This window comes from Qipengyuania sp. Mu-71 (assembly GCF_036867055.1).
GTDB lineage: Bacteria > Pseudomonadota > Alphaproteobacteria > Sphingomonadales > Sphingomonadaceae > Qipengyuania > Qipengyuania profunda.
Genome location: NZ_JBAJHR010000001.1, coordinates 1,574,031 through 1,591,794, shown reverse-complemented (window position 1 = coordinate 1,591,794; position 17,764 = coordinate 1,574,031). Strand labels below are relative to the sequence as shown.

Sequence of the window (17,764 nt, the reverse complement as noted above, 5' to 3'; positions counted from 1 at the left end):
TGCTGCTAATCGCCGCGACTTCGCCAAGCAGGCCATGTGACACGATGTTGTCGGAACCCAATCCCGCATGAATGATACCGCTTCTGCGCCGCTCCAGCAGGATGGCGTGCCTCCCGTAACCGAGCAGGGTGGCCACGGCCACGGCGGCTCGCGCACTGCGCTGGCGGTGGGGGCGATCGGTGTCGTCTTCGGCGATATCGGGACAAGCCCGCTCTATGCTTTCCGCGAAACGTTCGCCGGGGCCGCGAGCATCGCTATCGACCGCCTGCATGTGCTCGGCGTGGTCAGCCTGATTTTCTGGTCGATGCTGGTCGTCGTGGCGATCCAGTATGTCACCATCCTGATGCGTGCGGACAACAAGGGGCAGGGCGGCAGCCTCGCGCTGGTCGCCTTGCTCAGCCGCCATATCGGCAAGTCGAGCTATGGCTGGCTGGTGGTGCTGCTGGGGGTCTTCGCGACCTCGCTGTTTTATGGCGACAGCATGATCACGCCGGCCATCTCGGTCCTGTCCGCGGTCGAGGGCCTGACGGTGGTCGATCAGCGGCTCAATCCGCTCGTGATCCCGATCGCGCTGGTGCTGCTGGTTTGCCTGTTCCTGCTGCAAAGCCGCGGTACGGCCAAGGTTGGCGCGCTGTTTGCGCCGGTGATGATCGTCTATTTCGTGACCATCGCGGGGCTCGGCCTCAACCAGATCATCCTCAATCCCGACATTCTGTGGGCGCTCAACCCCTATTATGCGGTGATGTTCTTCGTCACCGACGGTGCGGTGGCCTTCTTCGCGCTGGGCGCCGTGGTGCTTGCGGTGACCGGTTCGGAAGCGCTCTATTCGGACATGGGCCATTTCGGACGCGGGCCGATGCGGCTGAGCTGGTTCGGCTTCGTCATGCCATGCCTGCTGCTCAACTATTTCGGACAGGGCGCAATGATCGCGGGCCTGCCGCCCGAACAGGCTGCCGAAGTGGTGCGCAATCCCTTCTTCCTGCTGGCGGGCGAGGAATGGCGCCTGCCGCTGGTCATCCTCGCCACGGTTGCGACCTTTATCGCCAGCCAGGCGGTGATCTCGGGTGCGTTCAGCATTACCCACCAGGCGATGCAGCTGGGCTTCATGCCGCGCCTGTCGATCCGCCATACCAGCGAGACCGCGGCGGGACAGATCTACATTCCGGTGGTCAATTGGTCGCTGATGGTGGCGGTCATCCTGCTGGTGCTGACCTTCCAGACATCCTCCAATCTCGCGGCGGCTTACGGCATCGCGGTGACCGGGGCGGTGACGATCGACACGCTGCTGATGGGCGTCCTGTTCGTCGGCGTGTGGAAATGGAAATGGTTCATTGCGCTACCTGTGGTGGCGTTCTTCCTGATCGTCGACGGGGCCTATTTCGCCGCCAATCTGGCCAAGGTGCCCGATGGCGGGTGGTTCCCGCTGGTGGTTGGCCTGGTCGCCTTTACGCTGCTCACCACCTGGGCGCGCGGACGCAAGCTCATGCGGGACCGGATGAGCGAGACTGCATTGCCGATCGAGATCTTTGCCAAGAGCGCGAAGAATTCCGCGACGCGTGTACCCGGCACGGCGATCTTCATGGCCAGCCAGACCGCTGGCGTGCCCAGCGCGCTGCTGCACAATATCAAGCACAACAAGGTGCTGCACGAACGCGTGGTGATCCTGACCGTGCTGATCGCCGATGCGCCCTATGTCGACACCACCGAGAGGTGCGAAATCCATGACCTTGGTGACGGCTTCTACCGGGCGACGCTGCATTACGGCTTCATGCAGGAAACCAATGTCCCGCAGGGGCTGAAGGAAATGTCCCGCTGCGGCGGCGAATTCGACATGATGCACACCAGCTTCTTCCTCAGCCGCCAGACGCTGCTCGCCAGCGACAAGCCGGGCATGCCGATCTGGCGCGAGAAGATCTTCGCCTGGATGCTGCGCAACGCCGCGACCGCGATGGATTTCTTCCGCCTGCCAACCAACCGCGTGGTCGAGCTCGGGAGCCAGGTCGAGATTTAGGACCGGGCTTAGAGGGCCTGAAGGTGGTCGCTGTGCCACTGGGTTGAACCGTGCAGTTACGCCGTCGGCGGTTCGTCCTTCACCACCTCATCGCGGTCTTCCAGCGCCAGGCCGTGTTTCATCAGCATGGGCAATTGGGTGAAGGTGAACAGGAAGCTGAGCGGCATGAACACCCATAGCTTCGCCCACAGCCAGCTTTCGAAATCCAGTTGCATCCGCAGGACTTCGTTCAGCGCGGCCATGAAGAAGAAGAACAGCCCCCAGTTGCGCGACAGCTTGAGCCAGCCTTCGCGGTCGAGGCCTTCGAAGGCTGCCTCGAGCAGGATCTGTAGCAGCGCCTTGCCGCGCAGCCAGCCGCCGATCAGCAGCACGCCGAACAACAGGTAGATCGCCGTCGGCTTGATCTGGATGAACCTTTCGTCCTGCAGCCAGATCGTCAGCCCACCAAAGCCGACGATCAGCGCGGTCGAGAGAATCAGCATCGGGCTGACATGGCCGAATTTGAACTTGCTGAAGACCAGCGCCACTACGGCCGCGATCATGAAGGCGATGGTACCATAGATGACCGCCGCGATCTCGCCGAAGGTCGAGGTTTCTGGCGGCTGGTAGAACTTGTATACGCCGAGGAAGACCAGCAGCGGCCCATAATCGACGAGGATGCTGAGCCAGCCTGTCTTGGGCTTCGGCTTGGCCGCGGTGTTGCTGTCAGTCTCGCTCATCATTCTCTCAGTCAGTCGTTACGTGCAGCGCAATCGCGCGGAAATCTATCTCGGGTTCGCCTTCGCCCCATCGCCATGACGAGGGGCTGAACTAGGCGACCCCCGCGATCACGCGCGCCACGAGGTCGGGATCGAACGGGCGCAGGTCGTCGATCTTCTCGCCCACGCCGATCGCGTGGATCGGCAGGCCGTATTGTTCGGCCGCCTGCACCAGCACCCCGCCGCGCGCGGTGCCATCGAGCTTGGTCATCACCAGGCCGGTGACGCCCGCGACTTCCTTGAACACGTCGATCTGGTTGAGCGCGTTCTGGCCGTTGGTGGCGTCGAGCACGAGCACCACGTCATGCGGGGCCTCGGGATTGAGGCGGCCGAGTACTTTCCGGATCTTGGCCAGCTCGTCCATCAGCTCGCGCTTGTTCTGCAGCCGCCCGGCGGTGTCGACGATCAGCACATCGGTGCCGATCTCGGTCGCCTTCTTCACCGCGTCGAACACGATACTCGCCGGATCGCCGCCTTCGGGGCCGCGCACGATGGGAACGCCCACGCGGTCGGCCCAGGTTGCCAGCTGGCCGATCGCAGCGGCGCGGAAGGTATCGCCCGCTGCCAGCATGACCGCGTAATCGTCTTCCTGGAACAGATGCGCGAGCTTGGCGATGGTGGTGGTCTTGCCGCTGCCATTGACGCCGATCACCAGCAGGACCTGCGGGCGCGGGAAGGCGGTGATCTCGAGCGGTTTGGCCACCGGGCGCAGGATTGCGGCGATTTCCTCGGCGACGGCTTCCTTCAGCTCGCGCTCGGTTATCTCGAGCCCGAAGCGTTTTTCGGCCAGCTTGGTCCGAATCCGCGCGCCTGCCGCCGGGCCGAGGTCCGACAGGATCAGCGCATCCTCGACATCGTCGAGCGTCGCATCGTCGAGTTTTGCCGTGCCGACGACTTCGGTGAGGTTGCTGGTCAGCTTCTCGGAGGTCTTGCGAAAGCCCCCGAACAGCCGGTCGCTCCAGCTCGATGTGTCATTCATTGCAGCAGGCCATTCTCGATTTGCGTCGGCGTCACGGAGATGATCGTCCCGGCGGGTGTGCTTTCGGGCACGGCCACACGGGCGAAATGCGGGGTGTAGCCCGTCGTATCGCGCTCGGCGAGGACGCTGTGCGGCTTATCGACGAGCGACGCGAGCCAGCCGTCGCGGGTTGCCTTGGCACGGGTGCGCAATTCGGCGGCGCGGCGTTTGACGGTTTCGCGCTCGACCTGCGGCATCCGCGCGGCGGGGGTGCCGGGCCGGGGCGAGTAGGGGAAGATATGCCCGTGGACGATCTGCAACTCCTCGATGATCGCGAGGTTGGCCGCGTGATGCTCCTCGGTCTCGGTCGGGAAGCCCGCGATGAGGTCTGCGCCGATGGCGATATCGGGGCGGCGCTCCTTCAGCCGGGTTACCAGCGCAATCGCATCGCTGCGCAGATGCCGCCGCTTCATGCGCTTGAGGATCAGGTCGTGCCCATGCTGCAGCGAGAGGTGCAGATGCGGCATCAGCCGCTCCTCGCCCGCGAAGAGATCGAACAGCAGCGGGTCGATCTCGATCCCGTCGAGCGAGGACATGCGCAGGCGCACCAACTCGGGGAAGCGGTCGAGTACCGCGCGGACCAGTTCGCCGAGTGGCGGCGTATCGGGCAGATCGTGGCCCCACGAGGTCACATCGACGCCCGTCAGCACCACCTCGGGTGCGCCGTGGATCAGATGGCGTTCGACCTCGGCCAGCACTTGCGCGATGGTCAGCGAACGGCTGGGCCCTCGGCCCTGCGGAATGACGCAGAAGGTACAGGCATGGTCGCAGCCATTCTGTACCGCGATGAAGGCGCGGGTGCGGTCCTGCGGAATCGCGGGTGTTTCGCTGGCGACGTTCCAGGCGCGCGCATCGAGCTTGGCCCTATTCGCCACCAGTCCGTCGACTTCGGGCATGGCGGCAAGCTGGTCGCGCTCGATATCGGCGGCGCAGCCGGTCACCAGCAGCCGGGCATCGGGATGGGCGCGCCGCGCGCGGCGGATCGCCTGCCGCGTCTGGCGCACCGCCTCGCTGGTTACCGCGCAGCTATTGACCACCACCAGGTCGCGTTCCTGCGCCAGCATCGCGCGGATCTGTTCGCTTTCGGAAATGTTCAACCGGCAGCCGAGCGAGATAACCTGCGCCTCGCTCACGCGAAATCGTCCCATTCGAAGCTGCCGCGATAGGCCTCCGCTGCGGGGCCGGTCATGCGGATGCGATTGTCGTCACCCCATGCAATGACGAGGTCGCCGCCGGGCAGGGTGACGGTCACTTCGCGTTCGGCCAGCCCGCGCCGCATGGCATGCACGGCGGTCGCGCAGGCACCCGTGCCGCAGGCGCGGGTGATACCGGCACCGCGTTCCCATACGCGTAGCCGGATATGTCGGCGGTCGAGGATTGTCGCGACATTGACGTTCACGCGCTCGGGAAACAGCGGATCGGTTTCGATCTGCGGGCCGATGGTTTCGAGTGGTACCGCGTCGGTATCCTCCACGAAGAAGATCACATGCGGATTGCCGACATTGACCGCGCCGGGCTGGCCGAGGGTCTCCCAGCCGACCGGCATGACGGCGGTGCCCATGCCATAGGCGAGCGGGATCGCCTCCCAGTCGAAGCGCGGTTCGCCCATGTCGACGCTTGCGCCAGTGCCGATGGGTTCGACCGCGATCACGCCGCCCGCTGTCTCCACCCGCGCGGCAGCGCCATGAAGCAGCGCGACTGCGCGGCTGGCATTGCCGCAGGCGCCGACCTCGGTGCCGTCCTGGTTGAAGATGCGCATGCGGAAGTCGGCGGATTTGCTTGCCTCGAGCAGGATCAGCTGGTCGCAGCCAATCCCCGTCCGGCGATCGGCCAGTGCGCGGGCAACGGGCGCGTCGATCGCGGGGAGGGGACGCGTGCGGGCGTCGAGCACGACGAAGTCGTTACCCAGGCCGTGCATCTTGATGAAATCGACACGCATCGTGCGGCGCATCTATGCACTCGCCGCCGCAGCGTCCAGTGCCGTGTCAGCCGGCGCGCTTGCTACCCTGCGCGGTGAAATCGACCTCGGTGACATTGTCGAGCTTGTCCTTGGCGAGCAGGTCCTGCCGGCTCAGCCGTTCGAGGACCAGCCCGGCGGGTTCGGGACGACCATAGTGATAGCCCTGGCCCTTCATCTTGCCCATCCGCTTGAGCGCTTCGAGCACGACTTCGTTCTCGATCCCCTCGGCGGTCACGGGCAACTTGAGCCCGTCGCTCATCGCAAGGATCGCATCGACCAGCTTTTCTCCGTGTTCTTCCTGCTTGAGCTCGGAAATGAAGGTGCGGTCGATCTTGAGGCGGTCGAACGGCAGGCTGCGCAGCTGCGACAGGCTCGAATAGCCAGTGCCGAAGTCGTCGAGACTGACTCCGACGCCTTGGTTGCGCAGGCTGCTGATCATCGAGCGGACCATGCCGACATTTTCGTGCAGGCAGCTTTCGGTGATCTCGATATCCAGCCGGTTGGCGGGGAAATTGTGCCGCACGAGCAGCTTGAGCAATTTCTGCGCAAACCACGGATCGCGCATCTGCACAGGCGAGATATTGACCGCCAGGGTGAGCTGCGAATCCCATTCCTTGGCGTCTTCGAAGGCGCGCGCGATCAGCGCTTCGCTCATTTCGCCGATGACGCCGATTTCCTCGGCAATCGGGATAAAGATATCGGGGCCGACGACGCCCATTTCGGGCGATTCCCACCGGGCGAGCATTTCGAAGCCGACCAGCTTGCCAGATTCAAGATCGACCTGCTGTTCGTAATAGGGCCGGAACTCGCCATTTGCGATGCCCTTGCGAATGCCCGCTTCGAGCTCGTTGCGAAAGCGCAGCTCGTTTTCCATCGGCGGTTCGAACCAGTAGAAGCGGTTCTTGCCCTGCTTCTTGGCGTGATACATCGCGATATCCGCCTTGTGCATCAGCTTTTGCGCCGACGTCGTGCCGTGGCGCATGTCTTCGATCTGCGTGCTCGAGGCGATGCCGATCGACATGGTCACATCGACCGGCGAATCCCCATAGGGAACCGGCCGCGCGACCTGTTCGATCATCCGCGTGGCAAGCTGGTCAACCCGATCGGGGACCTGCGGGTGATAGGGCACGACGCAGACGAATTCGTCGCCGCCGAGCCGCGCCAGGATCCCGCCATCGGGCAACAGGCGCTGGATGCGCGCTGCGGTCGTGCGCAGAACTTCGTCGCCGGCCTGGTGGCCGTGAAGGTCGTTGACCTGTTTGAAATTGTCGAGATCGACAGCAATTGCCGCCAGCGCCTGTTCGCGGCGCTCGAGATCGTTGAGCAGGTCGCCCAGCGCGGTGGTGAAACTGCGGCGGTTATGGCAGCCAGTCAGATGGTCGAGATCGGCCAGACGGCGCGCTTCCTCCTCGGATGCGCGGCGGGTGTCCAGTTCGTCGGACAGTGCCTTGTAGCGCTGCCAGCCGAGCAGGATCAGCGCGATATTGAGCAGCAGGGCATTGGTTAATGCGGTGTCGGGCGACGCCTCCTTGCCGGTCCATGCCTTGATCAGGTCGGGAAGGACGACGCCCGCCGTCCCCACGAACAGGATAATCGCCGCAAAGGCGATCCCGAGAGTGACGAAATCACGTTCGCGCGGCGCAGGTTTCCTGCCCGCTTGCGTGCGTCGATCCTCATGTGTCTTGGCAGTTTTCGCGGTCAAGCCCGCCCCCTGAGTTGTGGCTGCAGGGCTTGCTTAGGCAAGGCCGCCTAAAAACAGGTTAACCGGGGACTGCGGTGGGTGGTCACTGCGGGCTGCACGCGCTACCCGCTGCGAACCCGAGCTAAATTGACGGAGCAGGTTCCCCGATGCGTTACTGGCTGTTGAAATCCGAACCCTTCAAATATGGCTGGGACGACCTCATCGCCGAGAAGGAAGGCACGTGGGACGGGGTGCGCAACCACCGGGCCAAGAACAATCTCGCGGCGATGGAAGTGGGGGACCAGGCGTTCTTCTACCATTCGCGCGAAGGGCTCGAGATCGTCGGCATCTGCGAAGTCAGCGTGGCGGGGATTACCGACCCGACCGATCCCGAAGGCAAATGGGCCGCGGTGAAGGTCAAGCCCAAGACCAAGCTGCCGCATCCGGTCACGCTCAAGCAGATCAAGGCCGAACCCAAGCTGGCGGATTGCGAACTGGTCCGGCTCTCGCGCCTGTCGGTGGCCGAAATCAAGCCCGACGAATGGTCGGTGATCTGCGCGATGGCGGGGATCTAGCCGCCCGAGACGCTAACCGCCGCGCAGGCCGCTGATACTGGCGCCGCTGGCGGCGAGTTGTTCGATATCGATGGTGCAGTGGATCAGCCGCACACCGCCGCGGCCCTGCGCCTCGACCAGCGCGTGCTTGAACTCCTCGGTCGTTCCCGCCCGCGCCGACCAGCCGCCGAAGGCTGCGGCGAGCGCGGCGAAGTCGGGATTGGCCAGGCGGGTGGCACTGATCCGTTCCTCGCCGGGAAATTCGCGTTCCTGGTGCATCCGGATCGTGCCGTAAGCCGAATTGTCGACCACGATAACCAGCAGGTTGGCGCCATGCTGGACCGCGGTGGCCAGTTCCTGCCCGTTCATCAGGAAGTCGCCATCGCCCGCCACCGCGACCACGGTGCGTTGCGGATACCGCATCGCCGCAGCGACCGCCGCGGGCACCCCGTAACCCATCGCGCCGCAGGTGGGGGCGAGCTGGGTCGGAAAGCCCTCGTAGCGCCAGTAGCGATGCCACCAGCCGGCGAAATTGCCCGCGCCGTTGCAGATGATCGTATCGGCAGGCAGCGTGTCGCGCATGAACTGGACCGCCTGACCCATGTCCAGCGCATGGTCGTTGGGGTGTGCGGTTGCCCAGTCTTCCCATTCGGCATGCGCCGCGGACCCGGCATCGAAGTCGATCGCATCGCCGTCGTCCCACAGTGCGGCGCTTTCCGCGAATTCATCCATGCTGGCGCAGATGGCCAGATCGGCGGGGTAGACGCGGTTGAGTTCGTTTGCATCGGGGTGGACGTGAACCAGCTTGCGCTCGGGCGCGGTCAGCGGCGGGACGGTGTAGCCATCGGTGGTCGCTTCCCCGAGCCGCGCGCCGATGGCGAGGATCAGGTCGGCCTGTTTGACGCGTTCGACCAGCGCGGGGTTGGGTCCGTAGCCGAGATTGCCGGCATAGACCGCGCTCGCGGGTGAAATCGCGTCCTGGCGGCGGAAAGCCGTGGCCACCGGAATGCCGAGCCGCTCGGCGAAGAGCTGGAAATGCGCGCGGGCCTTGGCGTTCCAGCCGGCACCGCCGATAATCGCCAAGGGCGCGGCGGCATCGGCAATCAGCGCCATCATCGCCTGCATCGCATCGGGGCAGGGCGCCTGCGCCGGACGTTCGACGCGCGGACGGGGCCTCGCCGCGCTCTCCCGGCTCAGCATGTCTTCGGGCAGGGCCAGCACGACCGGTCCGGGCCGCCCCGAGATCGCGGTGGCATAGGCGCGCGCGATATATTCGGGGATGCGCTCGGCGGAATCGATCCGCGCCGCCCATTTGGCGATCGGTCCGAAGAACGCCGCGAAGTCGACTTCCTGGAAGCCCTCGCGGTCGCGCATCTCGCTGTCGACATCGCCGACGAACAAAATCATCGGCTGCGAATCCTGCATCGCGACATGCACGCCGATGCTGGCATTGGTCGCCCCCGGACCGCGCGTGACGAAGGCCACCCCGGGGCGGCCCGTCATCGCGCCGTCGGCACAGGCCATGAAGGCAACGCCGCCTTCTTGCCGGCAGGTTACCACGTCGATCGCGTCCTGCTGGCCGAGACCATCGAGCACCTGGAGAAAGCTTTCTCCGGGCACGGTGAAGACGCGGTCGCACCCCTGTTCGACAAGGCAATCGACGAGCAATCGGGCGGCGGGCGGGGTGTTGGGCGCTTGCATGATAGCGCCGGTTAGCCCGCCTGATGCAGTGGCGCAATTGCGACCTCGATCGGCGATCTGCGCGCGCGCCGTTCCAGTCGGGGACAGTTGGGCCAAAAGCGGTTCCAAAAGGTTAAGAAAGCGTTAACAAGGGCCTATGCGACGCGCCCTGGTCCTCTCGAGTGAAGCCGCCCGCCACTGGTTCCGGGCAAGCCTGCCGCAGCGACGTGCGGCCTTCGCCGATCTTCCCGCGAGCAGGACGGTCGACTGGCGCCTGACCAGTGACGATGTGCGCGGGGTCGCAACGACCTATTTCGCCACGCTCGCCGCGGTGTTTGCCTTTATCGTGTAGCGCTTAGGCGCCGGCAGCAAGGGCTTCGGCGGCCGCGTGGTTTTCCGCCGCGATCAGCCTGCGTGCGAGCCATGCGGAAACCAGGCACATCGCGGCGCAGAGCAGGATCTGTTCGGTAATTGGCACCCCGATAGCGCTCATGCCCATCGCCACGAGCGACCCGCCCACCATCGCGCCCGAATTGACGATATTGTTCGCCGCGATCGTGCGCGAGGCCTTGTCGGGCGAAACGCGCGTGGTGAGGAAGGCGTAGAGCGGCACCACGAACATTCCGCCAGCGACCGAGATGCCCAGCAGGCACAGCAGCAGCACCGCCGCCATGGGCCAGGCGAGGAATTCGCTCACCCCCAGCAGGCTGGTCGGCTGGTCCGCTTCCCACAGTTTCGCCACGACGTAGAAGGCGACCACGAACACCCCCATCGCGATCACCGATCCGGGTGCAAACCGCGCCGAGACGCGCCCCTTGAGCAGTGCATTGACCGCCACCGATCCGATCGCCACGCCGACTGAGAACACCACCAGGAACAGGCTGGCGACTTCGGGGCTGGCCATGATCGTGTTCTTGGCCAGCGGCGGGAATTGGATGAACAGCACCGCGCCGATGGTCCAGAAGAAGCTGATCGCGAGGATCGCGTAATAGACTTCCGGATTGTGCATCGTGTCGCGCACCAGCTTCGCCGAGGCGCGCAGGATGTGCCAGTCGAGCTTCTCGATCTCGCCCATGGGCGGGGCGGGGGGCACCTGGCGGCTGACGAGATAGCCCATGCAGGCGGTTACGATAATCCCGATCGCGGCCCAGCCGGTATGCTCCACCGCCAGCGGTCCGGCGAGGATCGTGCCGGCAAGAATGGCGATATAGGTCCCGGCCTCGACCAGTCCGGTCCCGGCCAGCACCTCTTCCTTTTTCAAATGCTGCGGCAGGATCGCGTATTTGATCGGCCCGAGGAAGGTCGACTGCACCCCGGTCAGGAACAGCGCGAGCAGCAGCAGCGGGATCGCCACCGTCTGCACCATGATCCCCTGCCACGCCATGTAGAGGCCGGCCGCGCCGATCATCATCAGCCCGATCTCGCACAGCTTCACCGTGCGGATGATCTTCGCCTTGTCGCGCATGTCGGCGAGCTGGCCCGCCAGTGCGGACAGGATGAAGAACGGCAGGATGAACAGCGCCGAGGCGAGACCGCTGAACCCCGCCTCGGTCGTCTCGTCATTATAGACCGCGTAAACGACGAACAGGACCATGGTGGTCTTGTAGAGATTGTCGTTGAAGGCGTTGAACAGCTGCGTGACGAACAGCGGCAGGAACCGCCGGCGCCGCAGCAAATGCGTGGATGTAAGCATGACCCCCCGGGCAGAAACCCATTTGTGGCCCAAGTCTAGTGCCATCGCGGTGGCGGACAAGGGCACACAGCGGCTTTTGCGACGGGACGATTGCCGCTAGGGCTGGCGTCACGATGCTGACGCTGCCCAACATGCTGACACTGTCGCGTATTTTCGCGATTCCGCTGCTCGCCTGGTTCCTGTGGTGGCCGGGCTGGGAAACCGGCTTCCTGCTCGCCTTCGGCCTCTACTGCCTGATGGGCATCACCGATTACTTCGACGGCTATCTGGCGCGCACCAGCGGGACGGTGTCGAAACTGGGCATCTTCCTCGATCCGATCGCGGACAAGATCATGGTCGCGGCGGTGATCCTCGTGCTGGCCGCGCAGGGCGTGCTGCGCGGGCCCTATGTCGGCGACATGCATGTCGTGGCCGGGCTGATCATCCTGATGCGCGAGATCGCCGTGTCGGGCCTGCGCGAGTTTCTCGGCCCGCTGCAGGTGTCGGTCCCGGTGAGCCGGCTGGCCAAGTGGAAGACGACCTTCCAGATGGTCGCGCTGGGGGCGCTGATCCTCGGCCAGGGCCTGCCGCAATGGACCACGATGATCGGCGCCGTCGAAGCGAATATCCCGCACACCGTCGGCCTCGCCACGCTGTGGGCGGCAGCCGTGCTGACGCTGATCACCGGCTGGGATTACCTGCGCGTCGGCCTCAAGCACATGGATTAGGATTCGCCCTTGGCCACTCTGTAGACATGGACCGGGTGTTACGCGGTCCATGCGCAAAAAACGCAGGGGCGCGAAAGGGGCGGGATCGGGCTGGTTCGACGGCGAGAAAGAGCGGGCGCGATTTTAGCGGAGCGCGGGCGAGTAGGAAATCGGTTTGCCGAATGTCCCGTTTCACCAGTCGCTGGCCAATGCGGTATCGGAGATCATGCATTTGCCTCGGAAATCATGCGTTGATCGAACTCGATAACGGGTCTGGTATCCCCAACAAACCGTTCAGATTGCGGGTGAGTAAGAGCGCCTTCCCTGATTGATCTGCTGATGGCTGCCGCGCTGACGGCTTTCCCTGCCTTACCTAGCTAAATTCTCGGCGATAAAACTTCTCTTGGTCGATCCCGATTTGCGCGGAAGCCGGGTCCCAGCCGAAGTTCGAGAATAACTCGATGATTAGGGGGAGCGAGGTTGCTGGCGCGCTCTCATGGATTTGGCTCGGCGTCACCTCGGTCTTAAGAGAAATAGTGTCAAGATTGGTTCGCCGCGGATCCAGGAAAGGCATGCGGCCCGGACCCACCTGAAGAAAGCGCCCTTTTGTGTTAACGAGACTGACCTCTGCCTCATATCCGTCTCGGTACAGACCGTCCTTGGCTATGCGATGGGCGAACTCGATGAATTCGCTGACCGAGTAAATTGCATCACGCACATCTAGATAGCGCTGATCTTCAGTTTGCGTACCATCTAAGTCCTGCTCCAGCGATCGATAAGATACGAATTGTCCGCTCCTGTACATACGCCAAAACTCGACGGAATGGATCCAGTCGCACCAATTCTCCGCGAAGCCGTCCTCCCGACCGTAGCCTGCGCCATCATCTTTCCGGCGACTGATGTGCGGGAAATCCCAGCCTCTCAGGGTCACGCGGTTGCGCTCGACCACTTGTTCGCATTCAGCAAAACTTAGCTGTTGATGAAGTGGCCTAGCTGGTCGGAAAACCACCCTCCAGTGCCCGATCGCCCGAATTCGATCAATTAGTCCTCCCTTCACTAGAGCCCCCCCAATTCGGCGTCGTAATCGGGCCGTTCCTCAATTTGTGGAACGAAGCCAATTCGCTGTAATCGTCCGGCACTAAGAACGGCAGCGCGTTCGATGATGTCGCGCATGTCTGAACTGCTACCCACAGGTGCGCTGGCTGGGCGTCGCCTTCGACTGCGAAAATAGACGACTCCTTCGCATACGTCCGCCCCATCCCGTGCACAGATCACTGGAAAATCCTCGAATGGGGTGACTTCGATCACGGCATAGTGTCGTTCATCTGCATCCTTAACTTTGTGAAGGCGAAATACCACTCGAGGGTCTGCATAGGGAGCGATGCTGTCACGCATCTCGTCGATCTTATACGTTTCTAATTGCTCGGGGCTGAGGCCTTGGCGCGCGAAAGTCCCATCTTCCACGCCAATCACTATCCGGCCTCCGTCAATCACGTTGGCCATCGCCAGAATGTCCTTCACAAACAACTTCCGGTCCCAAGGGACTGCTGCCTTGAACTCAAGGATGTCGGATTCCTCCGTGCCGTTTAGCAGTAACTCTAGCTCGTCTGTATTCATTAAAACCCAACTGTGCCGGAGGACTTCCACTGATTTCGATCGTTTTTCCAAATTTCCGTCAGTAATCGTGTGAAATGCTCATTCCTCTTATCGCCGTTCATACTCCCTAGAACGTCCCTTTTCCACGAGTACCGCTGACATGACGTGCATGTCAGGACGGATGGAGAATGCCTTCGATTGGTCCCAGTACCTTGCGTGTATGATCAGGATATCACCATTCGAATCAACGAGGTGGAAATCCCAGCGTTGGCCCGTCCCTCGGGGCTGGACGGTACCCTGCAAACCTGCGGCCTTCGCAGCCGTTTTAATCGCAAAGATATCACGGTTGCTTGTTGCACAGTCGATTACTGTGACGAAATGACTATACAGACTAGCGGCGGTAGACAACCGTATGGCTCCAATCTTTTAGTCCACCATATTCGAATTGGTTAGGGATCGAAACATGGAAGTAGTCGCGGGATCAAAAGGGCGGTTCAAGCGCAATTTCCCTATTTTTCCGTTTGGGACGCAAAGGTAATATTGCATTTCAAGTTGAATGTCGGATAGCGAAAGCAGTCTCGCTTACGGGACGCTGGACTACCCCTGCGCAGCGTTCGGAATGACGCTAGCATGCTATTCGGCAAATCAATTGAAGTTCTCAAAGAACAGTCAGCAACTGTGCGTCCAAGTCAAGCCAAAAAAATGGTTTCTGAAAGTGAGAGTTGCGGCGCGCGTGTAGCTTCGACTAGATCTGCATTATTCATTATCGGACAAAGTCCGCCCCGCTCACCCCGCGCGCAATTCCTCGGCCAGCAGCTCGAAATCGGCGCGCCTTGGCGAGTTCTTGCGCCAGATCAGCGCGATCTCGCGGGTGGCGTTTTTCGATTTGAGCGGGCGGGCGACGACGTCGGTCCCGTTGAGGATTCCCGCATCGACCGCCATCTTGGGCAGCATCGTCAGGCCGAGGTCGTTATCGACCATCTGCACCAGCGTATGCAGGCTGGTGCCGATCATCGTGGCGCTGGCACGCATTTCGGGCCGGTTGCACGCGGCGAGTGCATGGTCCTTCAGGCAGTGGCCGTCTTCGAGCAGCAGAAGCCGTCCCTCGTCGATCATGCTCGGGGGCACGAATTCGGGCGGATCGCGCGGGTCGTCCTTGGGGAAGGCGACGTAGAGTTCGTCATGCGCGATATGCGCCTTTTCCACCTCGCCCGTGGTGAAGGGCAGCGCCAGCAGCACGCAATCGACCCGGCCGTGCTGGAGCGATTCGACCGCGTCGTGGCTGGTTTCCTCGCGCAGCAGCAGTTCGAGGTCGGGCCGTTCGCGGCGCAGGCGGGGAAGGAAGCGCGGCAGCAGGAACGGTGCGATGGTGGGGATCACGCTCATCCGCAGCTGGCCCGCCAGCGGCTTGCCCGCCGCCTGCACCAGATCGGCCAGTTCCTCCGCCTCGCGCAGGATGCGGTGGGCCTTGTCGACCACCTGGTTGCCCAGCGCCGTGAAGCGCACGACCCGGCGGCTGCGCTCGACCAGCGTCACGCCGAGCAGCGATTCAAGCTCGCGAATGCCCGCCGACAGCGTCGATTGCGACACGAAGCTGGCATCCGCCGCGCGCCCGAAATGGCCGTGCTCGTGGAGCGCGACGAGATACTGGAGCTGCTTGAGCGTGGGAAGATAAGTGGACATTTCTAACCCATATCCGTCATTGCGAGGAGCCGCAGGCGACGCGGCAATCCAGTAAACCCGGCGCTGGATTGCCGCGCGGCTGCGCCGCTCGCAATGACTGTTTGCGTTCTATTCCGCTGCCTGCGCTTCGACCATGCCGGCGTGCAGTTCATCGACGTGGGTCATCAGCAGGCGGCCGTCCTTGACTGCGAAAGCCAGCCGGCCTTCGACCAGTTCGAGCGCATCCTTGCCGAAGACTTCGTAACGCCAGCCGGTCAGAATCTTGAGGTCGCGCGCGCCCGCGGCGAGGGCTTCCATCTCGTCGGCCTTGGTCAGCAGGCGCGATGCGACGTCGATCTCGCGCGCGCGGATCTTGAGCAGCAGCTTGAGCAGATCGGCGACCAGCGCGCCTTCCTTGCCCAGCGGCGCACCGCGCTTGGGCTTGTCGGGCATTTCCTCTTTCGGCAGCGGTTCGGCCTTGTCGAGCACCTTGAGAAGCCGTTTGCCGATGTCGTTGTCTTTCCACGCATTCGACAGGCCGCGGACCTTGATCAGGTCGGGCTGCTTCTTGGGCGGGTGGCTGGCGATATCGGCCAGCGTCTCGTCGCGCATGATGCGCCCGCGCGGGATGTTCTTGTGCTGCGCCTCGCTCTCGCGCCACGCGGCCAGCGCCTTGAGCCGTCCGAGCACCGCCGGGTTGCGCCCCGGCGAGCGAATGCGCTTCCACGCGATATCGGCATCATTGGCGTAATTCGCCGGATCGGCCAGCTTTTCCATTTCGGCATCGAGCCACACGCCGCGGCCGGTCTTCATCAGCTTCTTGAGGATGCGCGGGAAGATGTCCGCCAGATGGGTGACATCGCCGATCGCATATTCGATCTGCCGCTCGGTCAGCGGACGGCGGCCCCAGTCGGTAAACCGCGCACCCTTGTCGATCGTCAAGCCCAGCCAGCTTTCGACCAGATTGGCATAACCGATCTGTTCCGACTGGCTGATCGCCATCATCGCGATCTGCGTATCGAAGATCGGCTGCGGGGTCTTGCCGGTGAAATTATAGACGATCTCGACGTCCTGCCCGCCGGCGTGGAAGACCTTGAGCACCTCGTCATTGTCGCACATCAGGTCCCACAGCGGGGTGAGGTCGATCCCGGGCGCGAGCGGATCGATCGCCGCGGCCTCTTTCTCATTGCCGATCTGCACCAGGCACAGCTCGGGCCAATAGGTGTTCTCGCGCATGAATTCCGTATCGACGCAGACGAAATCGCTTTTCGCCAGTCGCTCGCACAATTCGGCCAGCGGTGCAGTCTCGGTAATAAGCTCGTGTATTTTCATCGTATCTTTTCGTTTCTGTCGGGCGGAGTGCCGCCCCCGGGCCGGGGCCCATCGAGTTGCGGGCTTGTCCCGCAGGTTCAGGCTAGCGCGTCTGGCGTGGCCCGCAATCGTTCGGCGGCAACTATGCACCGTCGCGATGCGCGCCGCTTTAGACCTGCCGCAAGTCCGGTCAAGCTGGTCTTAACGCTTGGGTGCCATGGTGCACCCCATGTCCCGCATGGAATTCCAGCATGCTTTCGATGCCGTCGCAGCCACGCCCGGCTTCGACCGCGCGCCGCTGTGGGGGGCCTATCCCGAAGCCGCGCACCTGCTTTCGCACAGGCTCGACATCGAACCGTGCTTCGACTGGTCGCGGCTGGCCGATACCATCGCGGCAGCCGATCCCGCGCTGATCGAGATACGCGAGGATACGCCGCAGCAGCGCTTCCGCATATTGCCCGAACACCCGGCGGATCTGCGGCCGCTGGTGCACGGGCTCGAGGGCACGAAGCGCTGGATCATGCTGCGCGAGCTGGACAGATGGCCCGATTTCGCGCCGCTCGTCGCCGATATCCTGCAGGCAGTCGAGCCGGTGGTCGAACCGCGTACCGGGGCGATCGTCAAACCCACCGCGTTCCTGTTCATCAGTTCGCCGGGGCTCGTCACCCCGCTGCATTTCGATCCGGAATACAATATCCTGTTCCAGATATCGGGCCGCAAACGGTTCACCGTCCTGCCACCATCCTGCGGCCTGCCGTCCCGGTCGGACAATGAGCGCTTCCACCGCAGCGGCGACAATCTGCTCGAATGGCGGCCCGAACTGGCGGCGCAGGGCTGGCCCTTCGATCTTGCCCCGGGCGATGCGCTCCACGTTCCCTTCAAGGCCCCGCACACGGTCACGGTCGGGACCGAACCGTCGATCTCGCTCTCGGTGACCTGGCGTTCGCACAGCAGCCTGATGCAGGACGATGCCTGGGCCATGAACGGCCTGCTCGCGCGCTGCGGGGTGAGGGCGCCCGAGCCGGGGGTGCGCCCGTGGGTGCGCGCCGGCACGCTGCGCGCCTTGCGCCGGGCGCGACTCGCCTAGCGCGGACCCAGAGAAATCTTGACAAAACGGCCCTTGGTGGCTGTTAGGGGCGCGCTCTCGTGCGGCG

16 protein-coding genes are annotated in these 17,764 nt (G+C 63.4%); 5 read left to right on the top strand and 11 right to left on the bottom strand.

Translation table 11 applies throughout. The annotated features are described in order from the left end of the window. The first annotated feature begins 67 nt into the window (after positions 1-67). Positions 68-2,011 carry a potassium transporter Kup gene (locus tag V6B15_RS07790; RefSeq protein WP_253516745.1) on the top strand — a complete coding sequence of 648 codons (1,944 nt, stop codon included), beginning with the start codon at positions 68-70 and terminating at the stop codon, positions 2,009-2,011. 56 nt (positions 2,012-2,067) lie between these two features. Here the strand turns inward: V6B15_RS07790 and V6B15_RS07785 are convergent, their stop codons facing one another. The 5 genes from V6B15_RS07785 to V6B15_RS07765 all read right to left on the bottom strand — a co-directional run bounded on the left by V6B15_RS07785 (position 2,068) and on the right by V6B15_RS07765 (position 7,449). Further along, entirely contained in the window at positions 2,068-2,730 is a 663-nt protein-coding gene (locus V6B15_RS07785) for an inner membrane-spanning protein YciB (RefSeq protein ID WP_334200698.1), read from the bottom strand. 91 nt (positions 2,731-2,821) lie between these two features. Continuing rightward, complete coding sequence (gene ftsY / locus V6B15_RS07780; protein ID WP_334200697.1) at positions 2,822-3,748, bottom strand: signal recognition particle-docking protein FtsY; 927 nt, start codon at positions 3,746-3,748, stop codon at positions 2,822-2,824. Beyond that, positions 3,745-4,920, bottom strand: a complete 1,176-nt coding sequence (locus tag V6B15_RS07775) for a MiaB/RimO family radical SAM methylthiotransferase (RefSeq protein ID WP_334200696.1) — start codon at positions 4,918-4,920, stop codon at positions 3,745-3,747. The genes ftsY and V6B15_RS07775 overlap by 4 nt, the downstream gene beginning before the upstream one ends. Then, positions 4,917-5,726 carry a diaminopimelate epimerase gene (gene dapF / locus V6B15_RS07770; protein WP_334200695.1) on the bottom strand — a complete coding sequence of 270 codons (810 nt, stop codon included), beginning with the start codon at positions 5,724-5,726 and terminating at the stop codon, positions 4,917-4,919. Before dapF ends, V6B15_RS07775 begins: the two co-directional genes overlap by 4 nt. Positions 5,727-5,772: 46 nt before the next feature. Then, positions 5,773-7,449 (bottom strand): putative bifunctional diguanylate cyclase/phosphodiesterase, encoded by a 1,677-nt coding sequence (locus tag V6B15_RS07765; protein ID WP_253516718.1) that lies wholly within the window; start codon positions 7,447-7,449, stop codon positions 5,773-5,775. A 146-nt stretch (positions 7,450-7,595) separates the two neighbouring features. Between V6B15_RS07765 and V6B15_RS07760 the strand changes: the two genes are divergently transcribed. Beyond that, the gene (locus V6B15_RS07760; RefSeq protein ID WP_253516715.1) at positions 7,596-8,003 is read left to right on the top strand and encodes an EVE domain-containing protein; all 408 of its coding nucleotides are present in this window, start codon (positions 7,596-7,598) and stop codon (positions 8,001-8,003) included. 12 nt (positions 8,004-8,015) lie between these two features. On the opposite strand, the gene V6B15_RS07755 is transcribed toward V6B15_RS07760, so the two are convergent. Continuing rightward, positions 8,016-9,683 (bottom strand): thiamine pyrophosphate-binding protein, encoded by a 1,668-nt coding sequence (locus V6B15_RS07755; protein ID WP_334200694.1) that lies wholly within the window; start codon positions 9,681-9,683, stop codon positions 8,016-8,018. A gap of 136 nt (positions 9,684-9,819) precedes the next feature. On the opposite strand from V6B15_RS07755, the gene V6B15_RS07750 reads away from it, so the two are divergent. Then, positions 9,820-10,014, top strand: coding sequence for a hypothetical protein (locus V6B15_RS07750; protein ID WP_334200693.1), 195 nt, complete (start codon positions 9,820-9,822; stop codon positions 10,012-10,014). A gap of 3 nt (positions 10,015-10,017) precedes the next feature. Here the strand turns inward: V6B15_RS07750 and V6B15_RS07745 are convergent, their stop codons facing one another. Further along, the gene (locus tag V6B15_RS07745; protein WP_334200692.1) at positions 10,018-11,355 is read right to left on the bottom strand and encodes an MFS transporter; all 1,338 of its coding nucleotides are present in this window, start codon (positions 11,353-11,355) and stop codon (positions 10,018-10,020) included. Between the two features lie 113 nt (positions 11,356-11,468). Here V6B15_RS07745 and pgsA point away from each other — a divergent pair, with 113 nt between their 5' ends. Next, the gene (pgsA, locus tag V6B15_RS07740) at positions 11,469-12,062 is read left to right on the top strand and encodes a CDP-diacylglycerol--glycerol-3-phosphate 3-phosphatidyltransferase (protein WP_334200691.1); all 594 of its coding nucleotides are present in this window, start codon (positions 11,469-11,471) and stop codon (positions 12,060-12,062) included. A gap of 352 nt (positions 12,063-12,414) precedes the next feature. Here pgsA and V6B15_RS07735 read toward each other — a convergent pair whose 3' ends face one another. From V6B15_RS07735 to rnd, 4 genes are all read right to left on the bottom strand, one after another. After that, positions 12,415-12,990 carry a hypothetical protein gene (locus V6B15_RS07735; RefSeq protein WP_334200690.1) on the bottom strand — a complete coding sequence of 192 codons (576 nt, stop codon included), beginning with the start codon at positions 12,988-12,990 and terminating at the stop codon, positions 12,415-12,417. A gap of 107 nt (positions 12,991-13,097) precedes the next feature. Beyond that, positions 13,098-13,658 (bottom strand): AlbA family DNA-binding domain-containing protein, encoded by a 561-nt coding sequence (locus tag V6B15_RS07730; RefSeq protein ID WP_334200689.1) that lies wholly within the window; start codon positions 13,656-13,658, stop codon positions 13,098-13,100. 765 nt (positions 13,659-14,423) lie between these two features. Beyond that, positions 14,424-15,320: a hydrogen peroxide-inducible genes activator gene (locus V6B15_RS07725; RefSeq protein ID WP_253516695.1), complete on the bottom strand. Its 897-nt coding sequence runs from the start codon at positions 15,318-15,320 to the stop codon at positions 14,424-14,426. Between the two features lie 108 nt (positions 15,321-15,428). After that, a complete protein-coding gene (gene rnd / locus V6B15_RS07720) occupies positions 15,429-16,631 on the bottom strand; it encodes a ribonuclease D (protein ID WP_334200688.1) in 1,203 nt (400 codons plus the stop codon). Positions 16,632-16,848: 217 nt separating this feature from the next. Between rnd and V6B15_RS07715 the strand changes: the two genes are divergently transcribed. Further along, positions 16,849-17,697, top strand: coding sequence for a cupin-like domain-containing protein (locus V6B15_RS07715; protein ID WP_334200687.1), 849 nt, complete (start codon positions 16,849-16,851; stop codon positions 17,695-17,697). Positions 17,698-17,764: the final 67 nt, after the last annotated feature.

Coding starts and splice junctions, on each gene's coding strand:
- pgsA (WP_334200691.1), top strand. CDS start 11,469: ATGCTGACGCTGCCCAACATGCTGACACTGTCGCGTATTTTCGCGATT.
- V6B15_RS07760 (WP_253516715.1), top strand. CDS start 7,596: ATGCGTTACTGGCTGTTGAAATCCGAACCCTTCAAATATGGCTGGGAC.
- V6B15_RS07755 (WP_334200694.1), bottom strand. CDS start 9,683: ATGCAAGCGCCCAACACCCCGCCCGCCGCCCGATTGCTCGTCGATTGC.
- dapF (WP_334200695.1), bottom strand. CDS start 5,726: ATGCGTGTCGATTTCATCAAGATGCACGGCCTGGGTAACGACTTCGTC.
- V6B15_RS07745 (WP_334200692.1), bottom strand. CDS start 11,355: ATGCTTACATCCACGCATTTGCTGCGGCGCCGGCGGTTCCTGCCGCTG.
- V6B15_RS07730 (WP_334200689.1), bottom strand. CDS start 13,658: ATGAATACAGACGAGCTAGAGTTACTGCTAAACGGCACGGAGGAATCC.
- V6B15_RS07785 (WP_334200698.1), bottom strand. CDS start 2,730: ATGAGCGAGACTGACAGCAACACCGCGGCCAAGCCGAAGCCCAAGACA.
- rnd (WP_334200688.1), bottom strand. CDS start 16,631: ATGAAAATACACGAGCTTATTACCGAGACTGCACCGCTGGCCGAATTG.
- V6B15_RS07790 (WP_253516745.1), top strand. CDS start 68: ATGAATGATACCGCTTCTGCGCCGCTCCAGCAGGATGGCGTGCCTCCC.
- V6B15_RS07725 (WP_253516695.1), bottom strand. CDS start 15,320: ATGTCCACTTATCTTCCCACGCTCAAGCAGCTCCAGTATCTCGTCGCG.
- V6B15_RS07750 (WP_334200693.1), top strand. CDS start 9,820: ATGCGACGCGCCCTGGTCCTCTCGAGTGAAGCCGCCCGCCACTGGTTC.
- V6B15_RS07715 (WP_334200687.1), top strand. CDS start 16,849: ATGGAATTCCAGCATGCTTTCGATGCCGTCGCAGCCACGCCCGGCTTC.
- ftsY (WP_334200697.1), bottom strand. CDS start 3,748: ATGAATGACACATCGAGCTGGAGCGACCGGCTGTTCGGGGGCTTTCGC.